Below are 23520 nucleotides of genomic sequence, written 5' to 3'. Positions count from 1 at the left end.
CCCTACTGCCTTACTCCCTTGTTCGTCACCGCGTGACGAACACCGTCACCAGCGGCTTCTTGCCCCAGGCTTCATTGGCGGCGCCGCGCACTGCGCGGCGCACCGCCTCCTGCACCAGGTCGAGGTCTTTTCGGCGCTGACGCGGAATGGAGTCGACCGCGCCGATTGCCGCATCGAGCATCAGATCCTCCAGCGTCTCGCCGCGGGCATCCGCTTCGGCGACGCCGATCGCCACCAGGTCGGGGTCGCCGGCAAGCTCATATTTGTCGTCGAGCACGACATTGACCGCGACATGCCCGGCGAAGGAAAGCTTGCGACGGTCGCGTATGCCCATCGCCTGGTCGGTGCCGATCAGCGAGCCATCCTTGTAGAGCCGCCCGAACGGCACCTGGTCGATGATCGTCGCCGGGCCAGGCCAGAGCCTCAGCATGTCGCCGTCGCGCACCTGCGCCACCTGGCCGATGCCCGACATCGACATCAGCGAGCCCTGCGCCACCAGATGCGCCGCCTCGCCATGCACGGGAACGCCGATCTGCGGCCGCACCCATTCATACATCTTGCGCAATTCGCTGCGGCGCGGGTGGCCGGAGACATGCACCAGCGCGTCGCCGTCCTCGATGATCTTCATGCCGAGATCGATCAGCCGGTTCTTGATCTCGAGGATTCCCTTCTCGTTGCCGGGAATGGTGCGCGAGGAAAACACCACCGTATCGCCGGCCGTCAGCGCCACCGACTTCATCTCGTCGCGCGAAAGCTTGGCAAGGGCAGCCAGCGGCTCGCCCTGGCTGCCGGTGCAGATGATCACCAGGTTCTCGCGCGGGATATAACCATAGTCCTCCTCGGCGATGAACTCCGGCAGCCCGTCCATGTAGCCGAGCTCGCCCGCCACATCGATAACGCGCTTCAGCGATCGGCCGAGCACAAGGCATTGCCGGCCGGCATCGCGTGCCGCCTTGGCGATCGAGACGATGCGCCCGACATTGGAGGAGAAGGTGGTGACCGCGACGCGCCCCTTCGCGCTCTCGATGACGCCCTTGAGGCCTTCGCCAACAGCGACTTCCGACGGCGACTCCCCTTCCCTCAGCGCGTTGGTGGAATCGCAGATCAGCGCCAGCACGCCCTTGTCGCCATAGGCGCGGAAGCGTGCCTCGTCGGTCTTCGGGCCGATCGTCGGCGCCGGGTCTATCTTCCAGTCGCCGGTGTGGATGACGGTGCCGGCGGGCGTGGTGATCGCCAGCGACATCGGCTCGGGGATGGAGTGAGCGACCGGGATAGCTTCGATCTCGAAAGGTCCGATGGTGAATTTCTCGCCGGCCCGGTAGATCGACGCCGGGATCTTCGGCGCGCCCTGCTCGCCCTGCCGCTTGGCTTCGAGCAGGCCGGCGGTGAACGGCGTCATCCAGACCGGGACTTTAAGCTTCGGCCAGATGTCGAGCAGCGCGCCGTAATGATCCTCATGCGCGTGGGTGATGACGATGCCGCGCAGGCCGTCGATATTCTCCTCGATGAAGCGCGTATCGGGCAGGATGAGATCAACGCCGGGATGTGCCGAGTCCGGAAAGGTGACGCCGACATCGACGATGATCCATTCGCGCGCGTCGGCGGGCCCATAGCCGTAAAGGGCGAAGTTCATGCCGATCTCGCCGACGCCGCCCAGCGGCGCGAAGACGAGTTCGGCGTTTTGTCTATTCGCCATCAATTCTTTCCTTCCTGGCCGCTTTGGCCAAGCCGTTGGCGCAATTCCGGGAAAAAGCGTGTCACGGCTTTCCGCCCGGAATTGCGCAAAAACAAAATTATACGCGGGCCGAGGCGACCGCGCCGAAATGCACGTTGCCGGCCGCGATCGTCAAAACCGATCCCTCATCGTCGCGGATCACGAAACGGCAGTCCTCGTCAATGGTCTCGAAGATGCCACGCACCACATTGCCGTCAATTCTGACGGCAACCTCGCCGCCGAGGCCGGCTGCGCGGGCAAGCCAGCGCCTTCTGATGGCATCGAGCCCGCGTCCGTCATCCCACATCCGGGCATTCTCGCTCCAGGCATCCGAAAGCGCCAGGAACAGCGTTTCGGCGTCACAAGTCGCGCCCAGCGCCTGCAGCGATGTCGCTGGATAAGGCAAGTCCTCAGGGTAAGCCACGACATTGACGCCGATGCCGATAGCGACGGCAAAACGGCCGCCATCGAGCATCGCCGATTCCAGCAATATCCCGGCAAGCTTGGCGCCCGAGGCCAGCACGTCGTTCGGCCATTTCAATTCGAAGCGGTTGCGGCCCTGGCTCGCGCCGTCGACGGCGACGGCGATCCGGCCCTTCGGCACGACCGCGTCGAGCGCGTCGGCCAGCGCAAGCCCCGCGACAAAGCCAAGCGTCGCGGCCAGCCGGAGCTCGCCGCCCGGAACCAGAAGCAGCGTCGCTGCGAGATTGCCTTCGGGCGTTGCCCAGACACGGCCGCGGCGGCCGCGGCCGCTTTCCTGCTTCTTCGAAACGACCCAGAGCTTGCCGGGATCGCCGGCGCGCGCGTGTTCCAGCGCCAGCCCGTTGGTCGAGCCGACGCTGTCATGCGCCTCGAGCCGGAACCCCTCCGACGCCGCGGTTGGAGCCAGCCGAAATGCCATCCCGTCAGAAGAAGGTCTTGGCGGCGGCTTCGGCATAGCTGCCGATCGGGCCGCCGATCAGCACATAGAACAGCACGAAGGCGCCGCTGACGCCGAGCACGAGGCGCAGCTCGCTGGCCATCGGCACGAAGCCGCCGACCGGTTCGTCGAACCACATGATCTTGATGATGCGCAGATAATAGTAGGCGCCCACCACCGAGGCCAGCACGCCGATGATCGCCAGCGCGTAGAGATGCGCGTTGATGGCGGCGAGGAACACGTACCACTTCCCCCAGAAGCCGGCGAGCGGCGGAATGCCGGCCAGCGAGAACATCAGGATGGTGAGGATGGTGGCCATGAACGGATTGGTCGAGGCGAGACCGGAAAGATCGCTGATCTGCTCGACATTGCCTTCCTTGCGCCGCATGGCGAGAATGAAGGCGAAGGTGCCCAGCGTCATCACCAGATAGATCAGCATGTAGATGGCGACGCCGCGCACGCCGGCCTGGCTGTTGGCGGCAAGGCCGACCAGCGCATAGCCCATATGGCCGATCGAGGAATAGGCCATCAGGCGCTTGATGTTGGTCTGGCCGATGGCCGCGAAGGCGCCAAGCGCCATCGAGGCGATCGAGATGAAGACGACGATCTGCTGCCAGTCCGAGGCAATCGGCTTGAAGGCGCCCATGGTGACGCGCACGATCAGCGCCATCGCCGCCATCTTCGGCGCGGCTGCCAGGAAGGCGGTGATCGGCGTCGGCGCCCCCTCGTAGACGTCCGGCGTCCACATGTGGAACGGCACGGCCGAGATCTTGAAGGCGAGGCCTGCCAGCACGAACACCAGGCCGAAGACGAGGCCGAGCTGGCGCTCGCCGCTGCCAAGCGCGGTCGCGATTTCCTGGAAGCCGGTATTGCCGGTGTAGCCGTAAACGAGACTGATGCCGTAGAGCAGCATGCCCGACGACAGCGCGCCGAGGACGAAGTATTTCAGGCCGGCTTCGGTCGAGCGCAGATTGTCGCGGTTGATCGCCGCCAGCACATAGATCGCCAGCGACTGCAGCTCGAGCCCGAGATAAAGTCCGATCATGCCGTTGGCCGAGATCATCAACAGCATGCCCAGCGTGCAAAGCAGCACCAGCACCGGGAATTCGAACTTGTCGAAATGTTCCTGGCGCGCGAAGCGCATCGACATGACCAGCGTCACCGCCGAGCCGATCAGCGACAGCATCTTCATGAAGGCGCTGAAGGGATCCTGCACGAAGGCGCCGCCATAGGCTGAGCCCTGCGTGCCGGAGAAGGCAAGCCACAGTCCGGCCACCACCAGCACGAGGACGGCCAGCCCGGTCACGGTCATGGTGCTGTTGGAGCGCGAATAGGCCCCGATCATCAGGAGCGCCAGCGCGCCGACCGCGAGGATCAGTTCCGGCGTCGAGAGCAAAAAGCTGGAGAGAAGGTCCGGCGTCATGGTCTATTCCCCAGTCAGTTCGCCGCCGCGGTCTGCGCGGAATTGATGGATGCGGTGACGTTGGTGACGAGCGTCTTGACCGACTGGGCCGTCGCGTCGAACACCGGCGCCGGATAGACGCCGAAGAAGATGACCAGTACCACCAGCGGGTAGACGATCGCCTTCTCGCGCGGCGAAAGGTCGAGCAGGTTCTTCAGGCTGTCCTTGGTCAGCGCGCCGAAGATCACCCGGCGATAGAGCCACAGCGCGTAGGCCGCCGACAGGATGACGCCGGTGGCGGCGAAGAACGCCACCCAGGTGTTGACCTTGAACACGCCGAGCATGGTCAGGAACTCGCCGACGAAGCCGCTGGTGCCGGGAAGGCCGACATTGGCCATGGTGAAGATCATGAACACGGTGGCGTATTTCGGCATGTTGTTGACCAGACCGCCATAGGCGTCGATCTCGCGCGTATGCATGCGGTCGTAGATGACGCCGACGCACAGGAACAGCGCGCCCGAGACGAGGCCGTGGCTGAGCATCTGGAAGATCGCGCCCTGCACGCCTTCCTGGTTCATAGCGAAGATGCCCATGGTGACGAAGCCCATATGGGCGACCGACGAATAGGCGATCAGCTTCTTCATGTCCTCCTGCATCAGCGCCACCAGCGAGGTGTAGATGATGGCGACGACGGAAAGCGTGAACACCAGCGGCGCGAACATCGCCGACGCCTCCGGGAACATCGGCAGCGAGAAGCGCAGGAAGCCGTACCCGCCCATCTTCAGCAGGATGCCGGCCAGGATGACGGAGCCCGCGGTCGGCGCCTCGACATGCGCGTCGGGCAACCAGGTATGCACCGGCCACATCGGCATCTTCACCGCGAAGGAGGCGAAGAAGGCGAGCCACAGCCAGGTCTGCATGTTGGCCGGGAAATCATGCGTCAGAAGCGTCGGAATGTCGGTGGTGCCCGACTGGAAGAACATCGCCATGATGGCGAGCAGCATCAGCACCGAGCCGGCGAGCGTGTAGAGGAAGAACTTGAACGAGGCATAGACGCGCCGCTTGCCGCCCCAGACGCCGATGATGATGAACATCGGGATCAGGCCGGCCTCGAAGAAGACGTAGAACAGCACGATGTCGAGCGCGCAGAACACGCCGATCATCAACGTCTCGAGGATCAGGAAGGCAATCATATAGGCCTTGACCCGCTTCTCGATCGCATCCCAGGAGGCCAGTATGCAGAGCGGCATCAGGAAGGTGGTCAGGATGACGAACAGCATCGAGATGCCGTCGACGCCCATGTGGTAGGAAATGCCCGAATCCAGCCAGGCGTGCTTCTCGACGAACTGGAAGCCGGCCTGCGAATTGTCGAAGCCCGTCCAGATGAACAGCGAGACGACGAAGGTGAACGCCGTCGTGATGAATGCGATCGCGCGGATGTTGCGGCGCGCGTTTTCGCTGTCGTCGCTGATGAAAAGGATGAGCAGAACACCAACCAGCGGCAGGAAGGTGACCAGCGAGAGGATTGGCCAGTCGGTCATCAGAGCATCATCCAGGTGACGAGAGCGGCCACGCCGATCAGCATGGCGAAGGCATAGTGGTAGAGATAGCCGGTCTGCAGCTTGACGACCCTGTTGGTGACGTCGACGACGCGCGCCGAGATGCCGTCGGGGCCGAGGCCGTCAATGACGGCGCCGTCGCCGGTCTTCCACAGGAACCTGCCGAGGCGCTTCGCCGGCCGCACGAACAAGAAGTCGTAGAGCTCGTCGAAATACCACTTGTTGAGCAGGAACGCATAAAGCAGGCGATGATTGGCGGCGACGCTTCGGGGAAGTTCCGGCGAGCGAATATAGAATTTCCAGGCCACCGCGAGGCCGATCAGCATGGCGACGAACGGGGCGAGCTCGACCCAGAGCGGCAATTCGTGGATCTCATGCAGGATGCGGTTTTCCGGCAGCGTGAACAGCGAAGCCTTCCAGAATTCGGCGTAACCCTCGCCGATGAAGGCGCCGTGGAAGATGATACCGGCAAACAGCGCGCCGGCGGCCAGCACATAGAGCGGCACCAGCATCACCGGCGGCGATTCGTGCACATGGTGCATGACCTCGTGGCTGGCGCGCGGCTCGCCGTGGAAGGTCATGAAGATCAGCCGCCAGGAATAGAAGCTGGTGAAGCAGGCGGCGACCACCAGCAGGATAAAGGCGAAGCCGGCGACCGCATTGTGGCTGGCGAAGGAGGTCGCGATGATGGCGTCCTTGGAGAAGAAGCCGGCAGTGCCGATCACCGTTGCCGGAATGCCGACGCCGGTCAGCGCCAGCGTGCCGACGACCATCATCCAGTAGGTCGCCGGGATCAGCTTGCGCAGGCCGCCCATCTTGCGCATGTCCTGCTCGTCGGACACGGCATGGATGACAGAGCCGGAGCCGAGGAACAGCAGCGCCTTGAAGAAGGCATGCGTGAAAAGATGGAAGATCGCCGCGCCATAGGCGCCGACGCCGAGCGCCACGAACATGTAGCCGAGCTGCGAGCAGGTCGAATAGGCGATGACGCGCTTGATGTCGTTCTGGACGAGGCCGACGGTCGCCGCAAAGAAGGCGGTGAATGCGCCGATGAAAGTGACGACGGTCAGCGCCGAATGCGACAGCTCGAACAGCGGCGAAAGCCTCGCCAGCATGAACACGCCGGCGGTCACCATGGTCGCGGCGTGGATCAGCGCGGAGACCGGCGTCGGGCCTTCCATCGCGTCCGGCAGCCAGGTGTGCAGCGGCACCTGCGCCGACTTGCCCATGGCGCCCATGAAGAGCAGCAGGCAGACCACCGTCAGCGCCGTCTGCTTGTCGAGCGCTTGGCCGAGGAAGGTGAGCACGGCGGCACCCGCCGGCGCGCCTTCGGCCGGCAGGAAGGATGCGGCATTGGCGAAGACGGTGCTCAGATTGACCGAGCCGAACAGCACGAACACGCCGAAGATGCCGAGCGCGAAGCCGAAGTCGCCGACGCGGTTGACCACGAAAGCCTTGATCGCCGCCGCATTGGCCGACGGCTTCTTGTACCAGAAGCCGATCAAGAGATATGAGGCGAGACCGACGCCTTCCCAGCCGAAGAACATCTGAATGAGGTTGTCGGCCGTCACCAGCATCAGCATCGCGAAGGTGAACAGCGACAGATAGGCGAAGAAACGCGGCCGGTTCGGATCGTAGTGCATGTAGCCGATCGAGTAGATGTGGACCAGCGCCGACACGGTGTTGACGACGACCAGCATCACCACCGTCAGCGTGTCGATCCTGAGCGCCCAGGAGGCGTCGATGCCGCCCGACTGGATCCAGCGCAGCACCGGCACGGTGAACACCTCGCCATGGCCGAAGCCGACGGTGAAGAAGGCAACCCACGACAGCACCGCCGCGATCACCAGGAAACCGGAGGTGATGTATTCGGAAGCCTTGGCGCCGAGCGAATTGCCGAACAGGCCGACAATCAGGAAGCCAAGCAGCGGAAGGAAGACGATAGCCTGATACATGGTGGTTCCCGTCAACCCTTCATCGCGCTCACGTCTTCGACCGCGATCGAGCCGCGGTTGCGGAAGAAGACGACAAGAATGGCAAGACCGATCGCCGCTTCAGCGGCTGCGACCGTCAGCACGAACAGGGCGAAGACCTGTCCCACGAGGTCGTGCAGCGCCGCCGAGAAAGCGACGAAGTTGATGTTGACCGCAAGCAGGATGAGCTCGATCGACATCAGGATGACGATGATGTTGCGGCGGTTCAGGAAGATGCCGAACACGCCGAGCGTGAACAGGATCGCCGATACGGTCAGATAATGTGCAATGCCGACGACCATCTCAGATGCCCTCGCCCGATTTGACCTTGCGGATTTCCATGCCCGTCGCCGGCGTGCGGGCGACCTGCGCGGCGATCGACTGCCGCTTGACGCCTTCCTTGTGGCGCAACGTCAAGACGATGGCGCCGATCATGGCGACCAGCAGCACCAGGCCGGAAATCTGGAAATAATAGAGGTAGTCCGTGTAGAGGATGTCGCCGAGCGCCGCCGTGTTGGAGCGCGTGGCGAGATCCGGCGTTGCCTTGGCTACCGTCGAGGCGAGCTGCGGCGCGAATGTGTAGCCGCCGAGCACGACGATCAGCTCCGCCGCCAGGATCAGCCCGACCAGCGCGCCGATCGGCGCGTATTGCAGCGCCCCCTCTTTCATCTCGGCGAAGTCGACGTCGAGCATCATGACGACGAACAGGAAAAGCACCATCACCGCGCCGACATAGACGACCAGCAGGATCATCGCCAGGAACTCGGCGCCGGTCAGCATGAACAGCCCCGCGGCGTTGAAGAAGGTGAGGATCAGGAACAGCACGGAATGCACGGGGTTGCGCGACGAAATGACCATGAAGGCCGACGCCACGGCGATAAAGGCGAAGAGGTAGAAAAAGGCCGCCTCTAGTCCACTCAGCATGGGTTCCCCCGGGGTTCCAAATTCCGACTCCGACCCGCCTCCGGTTCGAAACCGCGTGTTCCTTAGACGGACGACGTTGCGCCGTCCACTTTCTTGTTCCTTCTCCCCGTTTACGGGGAGAAGGTGGCCCGAAGGGCCGGATGAGGGGTACGCCAAGTTTCCAGAAGCTGGCGCCGCCCCTCATCTGCCTGCCGGCATCTGCTCCCCGTAAACGGGGAGAAGCACGCTAATCACCTATACGGTGCATCCAGCGCGATGTTGCGCGCCAGCTCCCGCTCCCAGCGATCGCCGTTCGCGAGCAGCTTTTCCTTGTTGTAGTAGAGCTCCTCGCGCGTCTCGGTCGCGAATTCGAAATTCGGCCCCTCGACAATGGCGTCGACCGGGCAGGCTTCCTGGCAGAAGCCGCAATAGATGCACTTCACCATGTCGATGTCGTAGCGCACAGTACGGCGCGTGCCGTCATTGCGGCGCGGGCCGGCCTCGATGGTGATGGCCTGCGCCGGACAGATCGCCTCGCAGAGCTTGCAGGCGATGCAGCGTTCCTCGCCATTCGGATAGCGGCGCAGCGCATGCTCACCGCGGAAGCGCGGGCTGATCGGCCCCTTCTCATGCGGATAGTTGATCGTTTCCTTCGGCGCGAAGAACTGGCGCATCGACAGGAAGAAGGCGCTGACGAAATCCTGCAGCAGCAGCGATTTTGCGGCCTGGGCCAGAGCGGACATCACGCAAACCCCGTGATCTTGAGGAAGGCCGCGGTGGCGACGACCATGAACAGCGAGATCGGCAGGAAGACCTTCCAGCCCAGCCGCATCAGCTGGTCGTAGCGGTAGCGCGGCACGAAAGCCTTCACCATGGAGAACATGAAGAACATCAGGCAGATCTTCAGCACGAACCAGATAACGCCTGGCACCCAGGTGAAAGGCGCGAAGTTGAACGGCGGCAGCCAGCCGCCGAGAAACAGGATGGTCGCCAGCGCGCACATCAGGACGACGGCGACATACTCGCCGAGGAAGAAGAGCAGGAACGGCGTCGACGAGTATTCGACCATGTGGCCGGCGACGAGCTCCGATTCCGCTTCCACCAGGTCGAAAGGCGGACGGTTCGTCTCGGCAAGCGCGGAAATGAAGAACACCACGAACATCGGCAACAGCGACAGCCAGTGCCAGTCGAGGAAGGTGTTGGGCAGGCCGAGCCGCGTGCCGAGACCGTCCTGCTGCGACATGACGATGTCGGAGAGGTTGAGCGATCCGACGGTGAGCAGCACGGTGACGATGACGAAGCCGATCGAGACTTCGTAGGACACCATCTGCGCGGCCGAGCGCAGCGCGCCGAGGAAAGGGTATTTCGAGTTCGATGCCCAGCCGCCCATGATCACGCCATAGACCTCGAGCGAGGAGATGGCGAAGACATAAAGGATGCCGACATTGATGTTGGCGATCGCCCAGCCCTCATTGACCGGAATGACCGCCCAGGCCGAAATCGCCAGCACCGCCGAGACCAGCGGCGCCAGAAGGAACACGCCCTTGTTGGCGCCCGACGGGATCACCGGCTCCTTGAAGACGAATTTCAGAAGGTCGGCAAAGGCCTGCAGCGTTCCCCACGGACCGACGACGTTCGGCCCACGCCGCAATTGCACCGCCGCCCAGATCTTGCGGTCGGCATAAAGCAGATAGGCGACGCCGATCAGAAGCACGACGATCAGCACGACCGACTTCAACAGGATCAGCAGCATCGGCAGCACATAGAAGGAGAAGAAGGTGTCCATGCTTATTCCGCCGCCTGCTTGAAGCCGCTCTTGGCCAGCGCCGAGCATTCGGCCATCACGGCCGACGCCCGCGCGATCGGGTTGGTCAGATAAAAGTCCTTCACCGGCGAGGTGAAGGTGCCCTTGTCAAGCCGGCCGCCGAGCTTGGCCACCTCGGCGATGTCGTCGCCGCTGCCCGCTTGCACCTGGTCGATGCGGGCGAGATGCGGGAATTCGCCATAGAGCTTGGCGCGCAGCTGCGCCAGCGAATCGAAGGGCAGCTTCTTGCCGAGCACATCCGAAAGCGCGCGCAGGATCGCCCAGTCCTCGCGCGCCTCGCCAGGGGCGAAGCCGGCGCGGTTGGTCTGCTGCACGCGGCCTTCCGTGTTGACATAGGTGCCCGACTTCTCGGTGTAGGCCGCGGCCGGCAGGATGACATTGGCGCGGTGCGCGCCGGCATCGCCATGCGTGCCGATATAGACGACGAAGGCGCCGCCGGTCTTGGCCATGTCGATCTCGTCCGCGCCGAGCAGGAAGAGCACATCGGTGTCGCCCAGCATGCCGGCGACGTTCTTGCCGCCCTCGCCCGGCACGAAGCCGACATCGAGGCCGCCGACTCTTGCCGCTGCGTTGTGCAGCACCGCAAAGCCGTTCCATTCGGCCGTGACCGCGTTGACGGCAGCCGCGAGCCTGGCTGCCTGGCCGAGCACCGCTGCGCCGTCGCTGCGCGCCAGCGCGCCCTGGCCCACAATGATCAGCGGATGCGTGGCCTTGCTCAGCACCTCGAAGAACTTGCCGTTGCCTTCGGCAAGGTCCTTGAGCGATTCCGGGCCGGCGCCGATCAGCTCATAGTCGTAGCGTGTGTCGCCGATCTCGCCGATGACGCCGACCGGCAGATTGCCGACGCGCCAGCGCTTGCGGATGCGGGCGTTGAGCACCGAGGCCTCGAAGCGCGGATTGGCGCCGATGATCAGCACCGCATCGGCCTGCTCGATGCCTTCGATGGTCGGGTTGAAGATGTAGCTGGCGCGGCCGAGCGACGGATCGAGCGCGGCGCCGTCCTGGCGGCAGTCGACGTTCTTCGAGCCGAGCGCGGCCATCAGCAGCTTGAGCGCGTAGATTTCCTCGACCGCGGCGAGATCGCCGGCGATGGCACCGATCCGCTCGGGTGCGGTCTTTGCAACCTCGTCCTTGATCGCGGCGAAGGCTTCCGCCCAGCTTGCCGAAACGAGCCTGCCGTTCTTGCGCACGTAAGGGCGATCGAGGCGCTGCGTGCGCAGGCCGTCCCAGATGAAGCGCGTCTTGTCGGAGATCCACTCCTCGTTCACCGCCTCGTTGACGCGCGGCAGGATCCGCATCACTTCGCGACCGCGGCTGTCGACGCGGATCGCCGAGCCGACGGCGTCCATGACGTCGATCGATTCCGTCTTCGTCAGCTCCCACGGCCGTGCCTGGAAGGCGAACGGCTTGGAGGTCAGCGCGCCGACCGGGCATAGATCGATGACGTTGCCCTGCAGCTCCGACGTCATCGCCTGTTCGAGATAGGTGGTGATCTCGGCATCCTCGCCGCGGCCGATCAGGCCGAGCTCGGAAATGCCGGCGACCTCGGTGGTGAAGCGGACGCAGCGCGTGCAATGGATGCAGCGGTTCATCACGGTCTTGACCAGCGGGCCGATATACTTGTCCTCGACCGCGCGCTTGTTCTCGTGATAGCGCGAGGAATCGACGCCGAAGGCCATCGCCTGGTCCTGCAGGTCGCATTCGCCGCCCTGGTCGCAGATCGGGCAATCGAGCGGATGGTTGATCAGCAGGAATTCCATCACGCCTTCGCGGGCCTTCTTGACCATCGGCGTGTTGGTGAAGATTTCCGGCGGCTCGCCATTCGGGCCGGGACGCAGGTCGCGCACGCCCATGGCGCAGGAGGCCTGTGGCTTGGGCGGACCGCCCTTCACCTCGATCAGGCACATGCGGCAATTGCCGGCGATCGACAGCCGCTCGTGGAAGCAGAAGCGCGGCACTTCCGCGCCGGCGTCCTCGGCCGCCTGCAGCAGCGTGTAATGGTCGGGTACCGTGATCTCTTTCCCGTCGACCTTTAGCTTTGCCATTCGCCTCAAACCTCTGCGGATGTCCCGCAATCTATCCTTCCGGGCGCGACTGAAGCCGCGCCCGGCATTTCAATTCACTTCTTCGCGGCGAGCGCCGCGGCCTGGGCAGTCCAGTTGTCGCGGCCGATACGGCCGGCGAGCGACAGGTAATCTTCCACCCAGGCGATCTCTTCCGACGTCCAGGCGGCGATCTGGCCATAGGTCCAGATGCCGAGACCGTTGAGCACCTTTTCCAGCTTCGGCCCGATACCCGAAATCGCCTTCAGATCCGACGGCTTCGCCGGCTTGTCGACGGCCTTCGGCTGCCTGAAATCCTCGGGCATCAGCCCCGTTGCGGCCGGTTGGGCGACAATATCTGCCCCGGTCGCGTCGAGCGCCTTCTCGGTCGCGTTCGCCGCTATGTCGGTCACATCCTGGGCGAAGGTCTGAGCCCTGGCGATCAACGTCTCGGTCGCCTTGCGCGCCTTGGAGGCGTTGGCGGCCGCTTCGTGCTGCGCCTCGAGATCGTCGAGGAAAGGCTGGAACATGCGCTGCGAAGCCTCCAGCGCGCCGGTGAACGCGCCCATCCACATGCCGACGGCGTGGTTGGCCAGACCGATGCTGAGCGCCGACATCGCGGCGGCACCCGCGACTGGATGCGCCAGAAGGTTGACGGCGCTGGCCATCTCCTTCGGCATCATCTTGGTCAGGTCCTGGTTCATCTTCTCGAGTTGGTCCAAATCAGGCACGAACGGATAGGGTATCGAATACGGCGCCATAGAGATCTCCTGGTCGTTTCTTCGTATGCCCGCCCCAGTTTTTTAGTCTTCGGGCCAAGCCCGTATTTCGTAGTCTTATTCCGCCGCCACCATCACCGGCTCGACCCGGTGCGCGTTGCGCGAAAACTCGTCGATGCGGCGTTCCACCTCGCCGCGGAAATGCCGCATCAGGCCCTGGATCGGCCAGGCAGCCGCGTCGCCCAGCGCGCAGATCGTGTGGCCCTCGACCTGCTTGGTGACGTCGAGCAGCATATCGATCTCGCGCTTCTGCGCCTCGCCGCGCACCAACCGTTCCATCACCCGCCACATCCAGCCGGTGCCTTCGCGGCACGGCGTGCACTGGCCGCAGCTCTCATGCTTGTAGAAGTAGGACAGCCTGGCGATCGCCTTCACGATATCCGTCGACTTGTCCATGACGATGACGGCCGCCGTGCCGAGCCCGGATTTCAGGTCGCGCAGCGCGTCGAAATCCATCGGCGCGTCCATGATCTGCTCGGCCGGCACCAGCGGCACCGAAGCGCCGCCTGGAATGACCGCGAGCAGATTGTCCCAGCCGCCGCGGATGCCGCCGCAATGCGTCTCGATCAGCTCGCGGAACGGGATCGACATCGCTTCTTCGAAGGTGCACGGATTGTTGACGTGGCCGGACACGCAGAACAGCTTGGTACCTGCATTGTTCGGACGGCCGAAGGACGAGAACCAGGCGGCGCCCCGGCGCAGGATGGTCGGCGCCACCGCGATCGATTCGACGTTGTTGACGGTGGTCGGGCAGCCATAGAGGCCGACATTGGCCGGGAATGGCGGCTTCAGCCGCGGCTGGCCCTTCTTGCCTTCCAGGCTTTCGAGCAGCGCCGTCTCCTCGCCGCAGATATAGGCGCCGGCGCCATGATGCATGTAGATGTCGAAGTCATAGCCGGACGTGTTGTTCTTGCCGATCAGCTTGGCTGCGTAAGCCTCGTCGATGGCGCGCTGCAGCGCCTCGCGCTCGCGGATGAACTCGCCGCGCACATAGATGTAGGCGGCGATCGCGCCCATGGCGAAGCCGGCGACCAGCGCGCCCTCGACCAGCGTATGCGGGTCGTTGCGCAGGATGTCGCGGTCCTTGCAGGTGCCGGGCTCGGATTCGTCGGCATTGATGACGAGATAGCTCGGCCGTCCATCGCTCTGCTTGGGCATGAACGACCATTTCAACCCGGTCGGGAAGCCGGCGCCGCCACGGCCGCGCAGGCCGGACGCCTTCATTTCATTGATGATCCAGTCGCGCCCCTTGGCGACGAGGCCTGGCGTGTCGTCCCAGATGCCGCGCGACTGCGCGCCGGCCAGCGACTTGTCGAACAGGCCGTAGATGTTGGTGAAGATGCGGTCTTTGTCCTGAAGCATTTTTCGTCCCTCAGACCGGCTTCTTGCCGAAGACGCGGATGTATTCGGCGACGCCGCCCTTGGCGAGCGCCTTGGCCTGCTTCACCCAGTCGTCGCGCTCGATGCGGCCGCGGAAATTGAGATAGCCGTCGACCCATTCGCGCTCGGCCTTCTTCCAGGCGGCGACCTGCGCGAAGGTGTAGATGCCCAGCGAATGCAGGGTGCCTTCGATCTTCGGGCCGACGCCTGAGATCAGCTTGAGATCGTCGACCGTTGCCGGGCGCTCGATGCCGGCCGGCCGGTTCTTGTCGTCGAGCGAAGGCTTCGTCGTCTTGGCGACAGGCTGCTTGGTCTCCGGCGCCTTGAAAGCGGTGGCTGGCTCGGCCTTGGTCTTCGGCCCGCTGCGCGGCTTGGAAACGGCCTCGACTTCCGGAGAAGCCTGATTGGCGTTGGCGGCCGAATGGCGCGGCGCCCTGACGCTGGCGCCGTTCTCGGTGGCCGGGGCGACCTTGACCGGCGACGGCGTGTTGAGCGCCGGGCTGGTTTCAGCCGCATGGGTCTTCGGCTTGCTGGATTTTGACGGTCCAACCGGGCCCGAGGCGGCCGGAGCCGGCACCGAAATTGCCGGCGCAGCGGGTGCCGGGGCTGCGGCGGGAGTTGCAGCCGGCGCCGACGCGAGAGCTTCCTTGGCCGCTTTCGCCGCCGCCCTGGCTTCCTTGTCGCGCGTCGACTTCAGGATCGCCTTTTCGCTGGTCAGCGTCGTCAGGCCGGTAGCCGGCTCGGAACCGTGGCGGCCGTTCTGCGGACCAGGCTTCACCTCGGCGCCCTTGCCGGCGTCGTAGAGATCGATGATCTCGGCCAGCCGCTCTGGCGTCAGGTCCTCGAAAGTGTCCTTGAAGATCATGACCATCGGCGCATTGACGCAGGCGCCAAGGCATTCGACCTCCTCCCACGACAGCGTGCCCTTGTCGTTGGTATGGAACTGGTCGTGATGGATTTTCGAACGGCACACATCCATCAGCGCTTCCGAGCCGCGCAGCATGCAGGGTGTGGTGCCGCAGACCTGGATATGGGCGCGCGTGCCGACCGGATTGAGCTGGTACTGCGTGTAGAAGGTCGCGACCTCGAGGCCGCGGATGCGCGGCATGCCGAGCATATCGGAGATCGTCTCGATCGCCGCTTTGGTGACCCAGCCTTCCTGCTCCTGCGCGATCATCAGCAACGGGATGATCGCCGACTGTTCGCGACCCTTCGGGTATTTGGCGATCCACTGCTGGGCGGCCGCCGCGTTCGCCTCGTTGAAGGCGAAGGTGGCTGGCTGGAGGCTGGCTTCTGCGAGACGGCGGACTGACATTTAGCGATCGACCTCACCAAACACGATGTCGAGGGAGCCAAGCACGGCCGTGACGTCGGCCAGCATGTGGCCGCGGCACAGGAAATCCATGGCTTGCAGATGCGCGAAACCGGGCGCGCGCAGCTTGCAGCGATAGGGCTTGTTGGTGCCGTCGGAGACCAGGTAGACGCCGAATTCGCCCTTCGGTGCCTCGACGGCCGCATAGACCTCGCCGGCCGGCACGCGGTAGCCCTCGGTATAGAGCTTGAAGTGATGGATCAGCGCTTCCATCGAGCGCTTCATCGCGGCGCGCTTCGGCGGCACGACCTTGCCGTCGAGGTTCGACACCGGGCCGGCGCTTTCCTTGCCCAACAAGAGATCGACGCATTGTCGCATGATCCTGGCCGACTGGCGCATCTCTTCCATCCGCACCAGATAACGGTCGTAGCAGTCGCCGTTCTTGCCGATCGGAATGTCGAAATCCATCTCGGAATAGCATTCATAGGGCTGCGATTTGCGCAGATCCCAGGCGGCGCCCGAGCCGCGCACCATCACGCCCGAAAAGCCCCAGGCCCAGGCGTCGGCCAGCGACACGATGCCGATATCGACATTGCGCTGCTTGAAGATGCGGTTGCCGGTCAAGAGCGCGTCGAGATCGTCGATCGACTTCAGGAACGGGTCGATCCACTTGCCGATGTCCTCGACCAGCTTCTGCGGCAGGTCCTGGTGCACGCCGCCCGGCCGGAAATAGGCCGCATGCATGCGCGAGCCGCTGGCGCGCTCATAGAACACCATCAGCTTTTCGCGCTCGACGAAGCCCCACAGCGGCGGCGTCAGCGCGCCGACGTCCATCGCTTGCGTCGTCACATTCAAGATGTGCGACATGATGCGGCCCATCTCGGAATAGAGCACGCGGATCAGTTGGCCCCGCTTCGGCACTTCGATGCCGAGCAGGCGCTCGGCCGCGAGCGCGAAGGCATGCTCCTGGTTCATCGGCGCGCAATAGTCGAGCCGGTCGAGATAGGGCACGGCCTGGAGATAGGTCTTGGCCTCGATCAGCTTCTCGGTGCCGCGATGCAGCAGGCCGATATGCGGATCGACGCGGTCGACCACCTCGCCGTCCAGCTCCAGCACCAGGCGCAAAACGCCGTGTGCCGCAGGATGCTGCGGGCCGAAGTTGATGTTAAAATTGCGGACGGAGGTTTCAGCCATGGCTCGCCCTACTGCTTCGCCTTCTCATCCCCCGGCAGGACGTAGTCCGTCCCTTCCCAGGGAGAAAGAAAATCGAAGTTTCTGAATTCCTGCTTGAGCTCGACCGGCTCGTAGATCACCCGCTTGGCCTCGTCGTCGTAACGCACCTCGACGAAGCCGGTCAGCGGGAAATCCTTGCGCAGCGGATGGCCCTCGAAACCATAGTCGGTGAGAATGCGGCGCAGGTCCGGATGGCCCGAGAACAGCACGCCGTAAAGGTCGTAGGTCTCGCGCTCGAACCAGTCGGCGCCCGGATAGACGCCGGTCAACGACGGCACCAGCGTCTCCTCGTCGGCCTGGACCTTGAGGCGGATGCGGACATTCTGCTTCGGCGACAATAGGTGATAGACGACGTCGAAGCGCCTGGCGCGCGACGGATAGTCCGCTCCGCAGACATCGATGATCGAGATGAACTGGCAGCGCGGATCGTCGCGAAGGAAGGTCGCCACCTCGATCAGGTTGCCCGGTTCAACCGAAAACGTCAGCTCGCCATACGCAATCACGGCTTGGCCGATGCGGCCGGAGAGCTTCTCGCCGAGATAGGTGGAGAGTTCATTCAACGCCAGGGTCATCGGCTCACCGTTCGATCGTGCCGGTGCGGCGGATCTTCTTCTGCAGAAGGAGAATGCCGTAGAGCAGCGCTTCCGCGCTCGGCGGGCAGCCGGGCACATAAATGTCGACCGGCACGACGCGGTCGCAGCCGCGCACCACCGAATAGGAATAGTGGTAATAGCCGCCGCCATTGGCGCAGGAACCCATCGAGATGACGTAGCGCGGCTCCGGCATCTGGTCGTAGACCTTGCGCAGCGCCGGCGCCATCTTGTTGGTCAGCGTGCCGGCGACGATCATGATGTCGGACTGGCGCGGCGACGCGCGCGGCGCGACGCCGAAACGCTCCGAGTCATAGCGCGGCATCGAGGTGTGGATCATCTCGACCGCGCAGCAGGCCAGGCCGAAAGTCATGAACATCAGCGAGCCGCTGCGCGCCCAGGTGATCAGCGCCTCGGTCGAGGTGACGAGAAAACCCTTGTCGGCCAGCTCGTTGTTGATTTCGAGGAAGAAGGGATCGTCCTCCCCCACCGGCCTGCCGGTGTTGGGGTCGATGATGCCCTTGGGCTTCGGCGCGACGAGGGTGCCTGAACTGTCGTTCAATCCCATTCCAGCGCTCCTTTTTTCCATTCATAGGCAAAACCGATGGTCAGCACCGCCAGGAACACCATCATCGACCAGAAGCCGAGCATGCCGAGCTTCGAGAAGGACACCGCCCACGGGAACAGGAAGGCGACCTCGAGATCGAAGATGATGAACAGGATCGACACCAGGTAGAAGCGGATGTCGAACTTCATGCGGGCGTCGTCGAACGAGTTGAACCCGCATTCATAGGCGGAAAGCTTTTCCGGGTCGGGATTGCGGTAGGCCACAAGGAACGGAGCGACGATGAGCGCCAGACCGACGATCATCGCCACGGCGATGAACAGCACGATAGGCAGGTACGAACTTAGGAGTGCGCTCATGCGGCGACTTTCCTTCGGCGGGGGCAGTTCACTTTGATTACAGCAACGGACTCTAATGCGGAAGCGTGACAGTTTAACCGCTGAACCGTTTTAACGGGCCCATGCTGCAACGCGGCGAGGGTTAGCGCAGCGGTTTCGGTGACGCAAGTCAAACGTTGTTCAAATCGCGGCGCTGGACGCCTTATCGGAAGAAACTGGTCCGATCCGCTCCTGTTTGATTTCCTTCAGCTTTTACTCCAGTTTTTTCTCCTGACATATCTCCCGCCATTTGCCTGCTAGCATGACAGGAATCACCGGCTAAAAAATCCAACGGACGATCGGGGCGACACCTGATGAAGGATAAGATTTCGCTGGCCATGGCGAGGCGCGTCGCGCTCGGCGCGCAAGGGTTCAACGACCCCCGCCCCGCAGGAGCTCCGGATCGCCGCCACCTTGCGCGGGTACTTTCGCGAACCGGCCTCTTGCAGATCGATTCCGTGAGCGCGGTGGTGCGCGCGCATTACATGCCGCTCTATTCGCGTCTCGGCCCCTACCCGCTTACGCTGCTCGACAATGCCGCGGTCACCCGCAAGCGCGCCGTGTTCGAATACTGGGCGCATGAGGCGTCGTTCCTGCCCGTCGAGACCTACCCTTTGATGCGCTGGCGCATGCAGCGCGCCGAGCAGGGCGACGAGATGTATCTCGGCCTGGCGAAATGGGGCCGTGAACGCAAGGAAATGATCGACGAGATATATAGAGAGGTCGCCGATCGCGGTCCGATCGCCGCCTCCGATATCGAAGGCCACAAGGGCAATGGCGGCTGGTGGGGCTGGAGCGAGGCCAAGCACGCTTTCGAATGGCTGTTCTGGGCCGGGCGCATCACCACCGCCTACCGCCGCGGCTTCGAACGCTATTACGACCTGCCCGAGCGCGTTTTGCCGCAGGCGGTGCTCGACCTGCCCGTACCCTCGGTCGAGGACGCGCATCGCGAATTGCTGCGCATTTCCGCCCGCGCCCATGGCATCGCCACCTATGGCGACCTTCGCGACTATTTTCGTCTCGCGCCGGGCGACACGAAGGATCGCATCGAGGAACTGGTCGATGCCGGCGAATTGCTGCCGGTGAAGGTCGAAGGTTGGGACAAGACCGCCTATCTCCACAAGGACGCCCGTTTTCCGCGCCGGATAGAAGCGCGTGCCCTGCTCGCCCCCTTCGATCCCGTCGTCTTCGAACGCACCAGGACCGAGAAACTCTTCGATTTCCGCTACCGCATAGCGATCTACACGCCGGCCGAGAAACGCCAATATGGCTACTACGTGCTGCCCTTCCTGCTCGGCGACCGGATCGTCGCCCGCGTCGATCTGAGGGCCGATCGCCCGGCCAGCGTATTGCGTGTCCACGCTGCCTATGCCGAGGCCGGCGCCCCGCCCGAAACGGCCGCCCAGCTCTTCGACGAGTTGAAGCAGATGCAGGGCTGGCTCGGCCTGGAGTCAATCGAAGTGACGCCGGCCGGCGACGTCGGACCGGCGCTGGCCGACATCGCGGTGTCGTAGCTGCGCGTTGACAGGGACCTAGCCGTAAGCCTAAATCCTGACCCAGACGGTCTTCTCCCGGCAAAGGGAGGAGCCAAGAGGGAATGCGGTGCGGGCCAAAACCCAAATCCGCGGCTGTCCCCGCAACTGTAAGCGACGAGCCTCTGCCGAAAACCACTGGGATGTTCCCGGGAAGGCGGCATTCAGGGCGACGACCCGCGAGCCAGGAGACCTGCCGTCTGAGACTTTAAGTATCCGAATGCCCGGCGGGTTTTCCGGGCAAGGAGCATGGTTTTGGATCGCAACGGCAGTTTCCCGGCAAACAGTGCGGATGTTCCGTCCGAGCCCGACGCTTTGGCCGGCGTCGCCGTCATCGTCTGCTCATCCTGCCGCGACGAGACCGGGTCGGATGCGCATCCGCGCGCCGGCGCGCTGCTTGCCGAAGACACGCGTCGGGCGGCTTGCGGCGAAAAGATCGACATCCGTACCGTCGAATGCCTCGGCAACTGCAAGCGCCGGCTAAGCGCGGCGCTGCTGCGCGACGGCTGCTGGAGCTACGTCTTCGGCGATCTGAACACGACCAGCGGCGCCGATCTCATCGCCGGCGCAAAGCTCTTCGCCACTTCGACCGATGGCCTGATCCCCTGGCGCGGCCGGCCCGATTCTCTCAAGCGCGGCCTGGTTGCCCGCATCCCTCCCCTCGACATGCTGAAGGACCGACCATGAACGCATCCGTTTCCCGTGTTCCCTGCACCGTCGTCACCGGCTTCCTCGGCGCCGGCAAGACGACGCTGATCCGCAACCTGCTCGAGAACGCCAAGGGCAAGCGGCTGGCGATCATCGTCAACGAGTTCGGCGATGTCGGCATAGACGGCGAGATTCTCAAAGGCTGCGGCGTCGACTCCTGTCCGGAGGAGAACATCGTCGAGCTCGCCAATGGCTGCATCTGCTGCACCGTTGCCGACGATTTCGTGCCGGCGCTCGACCGAATCCTGTCGCTCAACCCCAAGGTCGATCACATCCTGATCGAAACCTCGGGCCTCGCTCTGCCGAAGCCGCTGGTGCAGGCATTCCAGTGGCCGAGCGTGAAGAGCCGCGTCACCGTCGATGGCGTCATCGCCGTGGTCGACGGCCCGGCGCTCGCCGACGGCCGTGTCGCTTCCGATATGGATGCGCTGCAGGCGCAGCGTGCGGCGGACGATTCCCTCGACCATGACGATCCGGTCGAGGAGGTGTTCGAGGACCAGATCGCCTGCGCCGACCTGATCATCCTGTCGAAGAGCGACCTGATGGATGCGGCAGGCTCCGCCCGTGCCAACGCCGTCATCGGCGAGCATGTCGCGCGTGCCGTCAAGATCGTGCCGACAGCGCAGGGCAAGGTCGATCCGTCCGTGCTGCTCGGCCTTGGCCTTGCGGTGGAGGACGACATCGAGAACCGCAAGACCCATCACGACGACGAGCTCGACCATGAGCACGACGATTTCGATTCCTTCGTCCTCGATATCCCCTCGATCACCAATCCCGACGAGCTGGCCGAGCGCGTCGCCCTTGCCGCCGAGCAGGAAAACGTATTGCGCGTCAAAGGTTTCGTCGAGGTCGGCGGCAAGCCGATGCGGCTCCTGCTCCAGGCGGTCGGCCCACGCGTCAATCATTACTACGACCGCGCCTGGACGTCCGAGGACGATCGCCGCTCGCGGCTCGTCGTCATCGGCCTCAAGGGGCTGAACCGCCCGGCGATCGAGCGTATCCTCGCCGGCTGAGGCTAATACCAAAAAGCGATGCACATCCTCACCACCACATCCGCTTCGCTCGACGACCTCGCCGAGCCGATCGACCTCAGGCAGGCGCCTGCGGATGTCGTGGCACTGTCTTTTACCGACAGCGATCTCGCCGGCCTGGCCACCGCCTGGACGGCGGATGCGGGGCGGCTACCATCGATGCGGTTGGCGGCGCTGCGCGACCTTCGGCACCCGATGTCGGTGGACCTGTGGATCGACAGCGTCGCCCGCCACGCCAGGGTGGTGCTGGTGCGCATCCTCGGCGGCTATGACTGGTGGCGCTATGGCTGCGACCAGCTCGCCGCGGTCGCGCGCGAGCGCGGCATCAAGCTGGCATTGCTGCCCGGCGAAAGCCATGACGAGGACCAGCGGCTGATCGAAGCCTCGACCCTGCCGCGCGCCGAGTTGGACGCTCTGCTCGGCTATTTCCGCGAAGGCGGCCCGGCGAATATGAGCGCGCTGGTGCAAAGGCTGGCAAGGCTTGCGGGGTCGGATGCGGCCGTGGCCGAACCGGTCAGCGTGCCGAAGGCGGGGTATTATGAGCCTGGAGTTGGCGTCGTCGAGGAGCCGAGCCTTTTAAAGGTCGGCGCTCCGTCGCCCCCCTCTCTGTCCTGCCGGACATCTCCCCCTCAAGGGGGGAGATTGCTCTGTGGTCGACGGTTTCGCCAATCGGAGATGTTGCAGATGGCTTTTTTGATGCCGATGAAGAAAAGGCGCCGGGGCCGGCGACAGCTGATCTCCCCCCTAGAGGGGGAGATGTCCGGCAGGACAGAGGGGGGGGCGACGGAACTCGACGCTGGCAACCTCAGCGCCCCGGCTATCCCCATCCTCTTCTACCGCTCGATGCTGTTGGCGGCAGACGTAGCGCCGATCAACGTTCTCGTGGAAGCGTTGAAGCTGCAAGGGCTCACCCCGGTACCGATCTTCGTCTCCAGCCTCAAAGACCCGGCATCCCTGGCCTTCGTCGAGAATGCCATCGCAACATCGAACCCCGCCGCCATCGTCACCGCAACCGCTTTCGCCTCCGGCGCGGAGCCCGGTGCCGAGACCCTCTTCGACCGCGCCGGTGTGCCCGTTTTCCAGGTCATCGTCGCCACGACGAGGCGCGAGGTCTGGGAAAAGAACCAGCGCGGCCTGGCTCCTGCCGATCTTGCAATGCATGTGGTCCTGCCTGAGCTCGACGGCCGCATCCTGGCCGGCGCCATCTCCTTCAAGGGCGAGGTCGAGACCGATCCGGCGCTCGCCTTCCGCGCCTTCGCCAACCGGCCGGAGGCGGACCGCGTGGCGCAGGTCGCCAAGCGCGTCGCGGCGTTTGTCCGCCTGCAGCGTACCGAGCGGGCGAAGCGCAAGCTCGCGATCCTGATCCCTGACTATCCGAGCGCGCCCGGACGTACAGGTTATGCCGTCGGGCTCGATGTGCCCTCCAGTGTGCTTGCGATGCTGCATGACCTGAAGGAACAGGGCTATGCGGTTGAGGGGATTCCGCAATCGCCGCGGGGATTGCTGGATGCGCTGGAGGTGGGTGGGCTTGGCCTTGCCTTGATGGATTATCTCGCCCTTTCGGCAGATCTGCCCGAGGGAGCGCGCTATGCCGTAAGGGCCGCATGGGGTGACGAGATAGGGCTGCGCGAGGCCCCCCTCTCTGTCCTGCCGGACATCTCCCCCTCAAGGGGGGA

The 23520-nt window shown here is 64.1% G+C and carries 21 protein-coding genes and 1 riboswitch; of the genes, 4 read left to right on the top strand and 17 right to left on the bottom strand.

What is annotated here, in order from left to right:
- Positions 1-25 precede the first annotated feature (25 nt).
- From FJ980_RS20915 to FJ980_RS20835, 17 genes are all read right to left on the bottom strand, one after another.
- Positions 26-1696: a ribonuclease J gene (locus FJ980_RS20915; protein ID WP_140545679.1), complete on the bottom strand. Its 1671-nt coding sequence runs from the start codon at positions 1694-1696 to the stop codon at positions 26-28.
- 97 nt (positions 1697-1793) lie between these two features.
- Complete coding sequence (locus tag FJ980_RS20910) at positions 1794-2615, bottom strand: biotin--[acetyl-CoA-carboxylase] ligase (RefSeq protein ID WP_140545678.1); 822 nt, start codon at positions 2613-2615, stop codon at positions 1794-1796.
- 4 nt (positions 2616-2619) lie between these two features.
- The gene (nuoN, locus tag FJ980_RS20905; protein WP_140545677.1) at positions 2620-4056 is read right to left on the bottom strand and encodes an NADH-quinone oxidoreductase subunit NuoN; all 1437 of its coding nucleotides are present in this window, start codon (positions 4054-4056) and stop codon (positions 2620-2622) included.
- Positions 4057-4070: 14 nt separating this feature from the next.
- The gene (locus tag FJ980_RS20900) at positions 4071-5576 is read right to left on the bottom strand and encodes an NADH-quinone oxidoreductase subunit M (RefSeq protein ID WP_140545676.1); all 1506 of its coding nucleotides are present in this window, start codon (positions 5574-5576) and stop codon (positions 4071-4073) included.
- On the bottom strand, positions 5576-7549 hold the full coding sequence (nuoL, locus tag FJ980_RS20895; RefSeq protein WP_140545675.1) for an NADH-quinone oxidoreductase subunit L: 1974 nt from the start codon (positions 7547-7549) through the stop codon (positions 5576-5578). The genes FJ980_RS20900 and nuoL overlap by 1 nt, the downstream gene beginning before the upstream one ends.
- Positions 7550-7560: 11 nt before the next feature.
- On the bottom strand, positions 7561-7869 hold the full coding sequence (gene nuoK, locus FJ980_RS20890) for an NADH-quinone oxidoreductase subunit NuoK (RefSeq protein WP_027168992.1): 309 nt from the start codon (positions 7867-7869) through the stop codon (positions 7561-7563).
- Between the two features lies 1 nt (position 7870).
- The gene (locus tag FJ980_RS20885; protein WP_140545674.1) at positions 7871-8491 is read right to left on the bottom strand and encodes an NADH-quinone oxidoreductase subunit J; all 621 of its coding nucleotides are present in this window, start codon (positions 8489-8491) and stop codon (positions 7871-7873) included.
- 230 nt (positions 8492-8721) lie between these two features.
- Positions 8722-9213, bottom strand: coding sequence for an NADH-quinone oxidoreductase subunit NuoI (nuoI, locus tag FJ980_RS20880; protein ID WP_140545673.1), 492 nt, complete (start codon positions 9211-9213; stop codon positions 8722-8724).
- On the bottom strand, positions 9213-10256 hold the full coding sequence (gene nuoH / locus FJ980_RS20875) for an NADH-quinone oxidoreductase subunit NuoH (protein WP_140545672.1): 1044 nt from the start codon (positions 10254-10256) through the stop codon (positions 9213-9215). Before nuoH ends, nuoI begins: the two co-directional genes overlap by 1 nt.
- A gap of 2 nt (positions 10257-10258) precedes the next feature.
- On the bottom strand, positions 10259-12340 hold the full coding sequence (gene nuoG, locus FJ980_RS20870; protein ID WP_140545671.1) for an NADH-quinone oxidoreductase subunit NuoG: 2082 nt from the start codon (positions 12338-12340) through the stop codon (positions 10259-10261).
- 74 nt (positions 12341-12414) lie between these two features.
- Positions 12415-13098, bottom strand: a complete 684-nt coding sequence (locus FJ980_RS20865) for an NADH-ubiquinone dehydrogenase (protein WP_095764863.1) — start codon at positions 13096-13098, stop codon at positions 12415-12417.
- A 75-nt stretch (positions 13099-13173) separates the two neighbouring features.
- Positions 13174-14478 carry an NADH-quinone oxidoreductase subunit NuoF gene (gene nuoF / locus FJ980_RS20860; protein ID WP_140545670.1) on the bottom strand — a complete coding sequence of 435 codons (1305 nt, stop codon included), beginning with the start codon at positions 14476-14478 and terminating at the stop codon, positions 13174-13176.
- A 10-nt stretch (positions 14479-14488) separates the two neighbouring features.
- Entirely contained in the window at positions 14489-15811 is a 1323-nt protein-coding gene (locus FJ980_RS20855) for an NADH-quinone oxidoreductase subunit E (RefSeq protein WP_140545669.1), read from the bottom strand.
- On the bottom strand, positions 15812-17002 hold the full coding sequence (locus FJ980_RS20850; protein WP_140545668.1) for an NADH-quinone oxidoreductase subunit D: 1191 nt from the start codon (positions 17000-17002) through the stop codon (positions 15812-15814).
- An 8-nt stretch (positions 17003-17010) separates the two neighbouring features.
- Complete coding sequence (locus FJ980_RS20845) at positions 17011-17613, bottom strand: NADH-quinone oxidoreductase subunit C (protein ID WP_140545667.1); 603 nt, start codon at positions 17611-17613, stop codon at positions 17011-17013.
- Between the two features lie 4 nt (positions 17614-17617).
- A complete protein-coding gene (locus FJ980_RS20840; protein WP_015317338.1) occupies positions 17618-18199 on the bottom strand; it encodes an NADH-quinone oxidoreductase subunit B in 582 nt (193 codons plus the stop codon).
- On the bottom strand, positions 18190-18555 hold the full coding sequence (locus FJ980_RS20835) for an NADH-quinone oxidoreductase subunit A (protein WP_040982049.1): 366 nt from the start codon (positions 18553-18555) through the stop codon (positions 18190-18192). Before FJ980_RS20835 ends, FJ980_RS20840 begins: the two co-directional genes overlap by 10 nt.
- Positions 18556-18887: 332 nt before the next feature.
- Here FJ980_RS20835 and FJ980_RS20830 point away from each other — a divergent pair, with 332 nt between their 5' ends.
- From FJ980_RS20830 to FJ980_RS20815, 4 genes are all read left to right on the top strand, one after another.
- The gene (locus FJ980_RS20830) at positions 18888-20087 is read left to right on the top strand and encodes a winged helix-turn-helix domain-containing protein (RefSeq protein ID WP_140545666.1); all 1200 of its coding nucleotides are present in this window, start codon (positions 18888-18890) and stop codon (positions 20085-20087) included.
- A 30-nt stretch (positions 20088-20117) separates the two neighbouring features.
- A riboswitch (cobalamin riboswitch) is annotated at positions 20118-20321 on the top strand.
- Positions 20322-20360: 39 nt separating this feature from the next.
- Positions 20361-20792: a DUF1636 family protein gene (locus FJ980_RS20825; RefSeq protein WP_140545680.1), complete on the top strand. Its 432-nt coding sequence runs from the start codon at positions 20361-20363 to the stop codon at positions 20790-20792.
- Positions 20789-21826: a cobalamin biosynthesis protein CobW gene (gene cobW / locus FJ980_RS20820; protein ID WP_140545665.1), complete on the top strand. Its 1038-nt coding sequence runs from the start codon at positions 20789-20791 to the stop codon at positions 21824-21826. Before FJ980_RS20825 ends, cobW begins: the two co-directional genes overlap by 4 nt.
- 18 nt (positions 21827-21844) lie before the next feature.
- On the top strand, positions 21845-23520 hold a 1676-nt coding region (locus FJ980_RS20815; protein WP_181181275.1), incomplete at its 3' end, for a cobaltochelatase subunit CobN.

Origin of the sequence: Mesorhizobium sp. B1-1-5, from assembly GCF_006443065.1 — a bacterium.
In the GTDB taxonomy this organism is placed as follows: Bacteria; Pseudomonadota; Alphaproteobacteria; order Rhizobiales; family Rhizobiaceae; genus Mesorhizobium.
The sequence above is the reverse complement of the archived record's forward strand: the minus strand, read 5'-3'. Positions and strand labels throughout refer to the sequence as shown.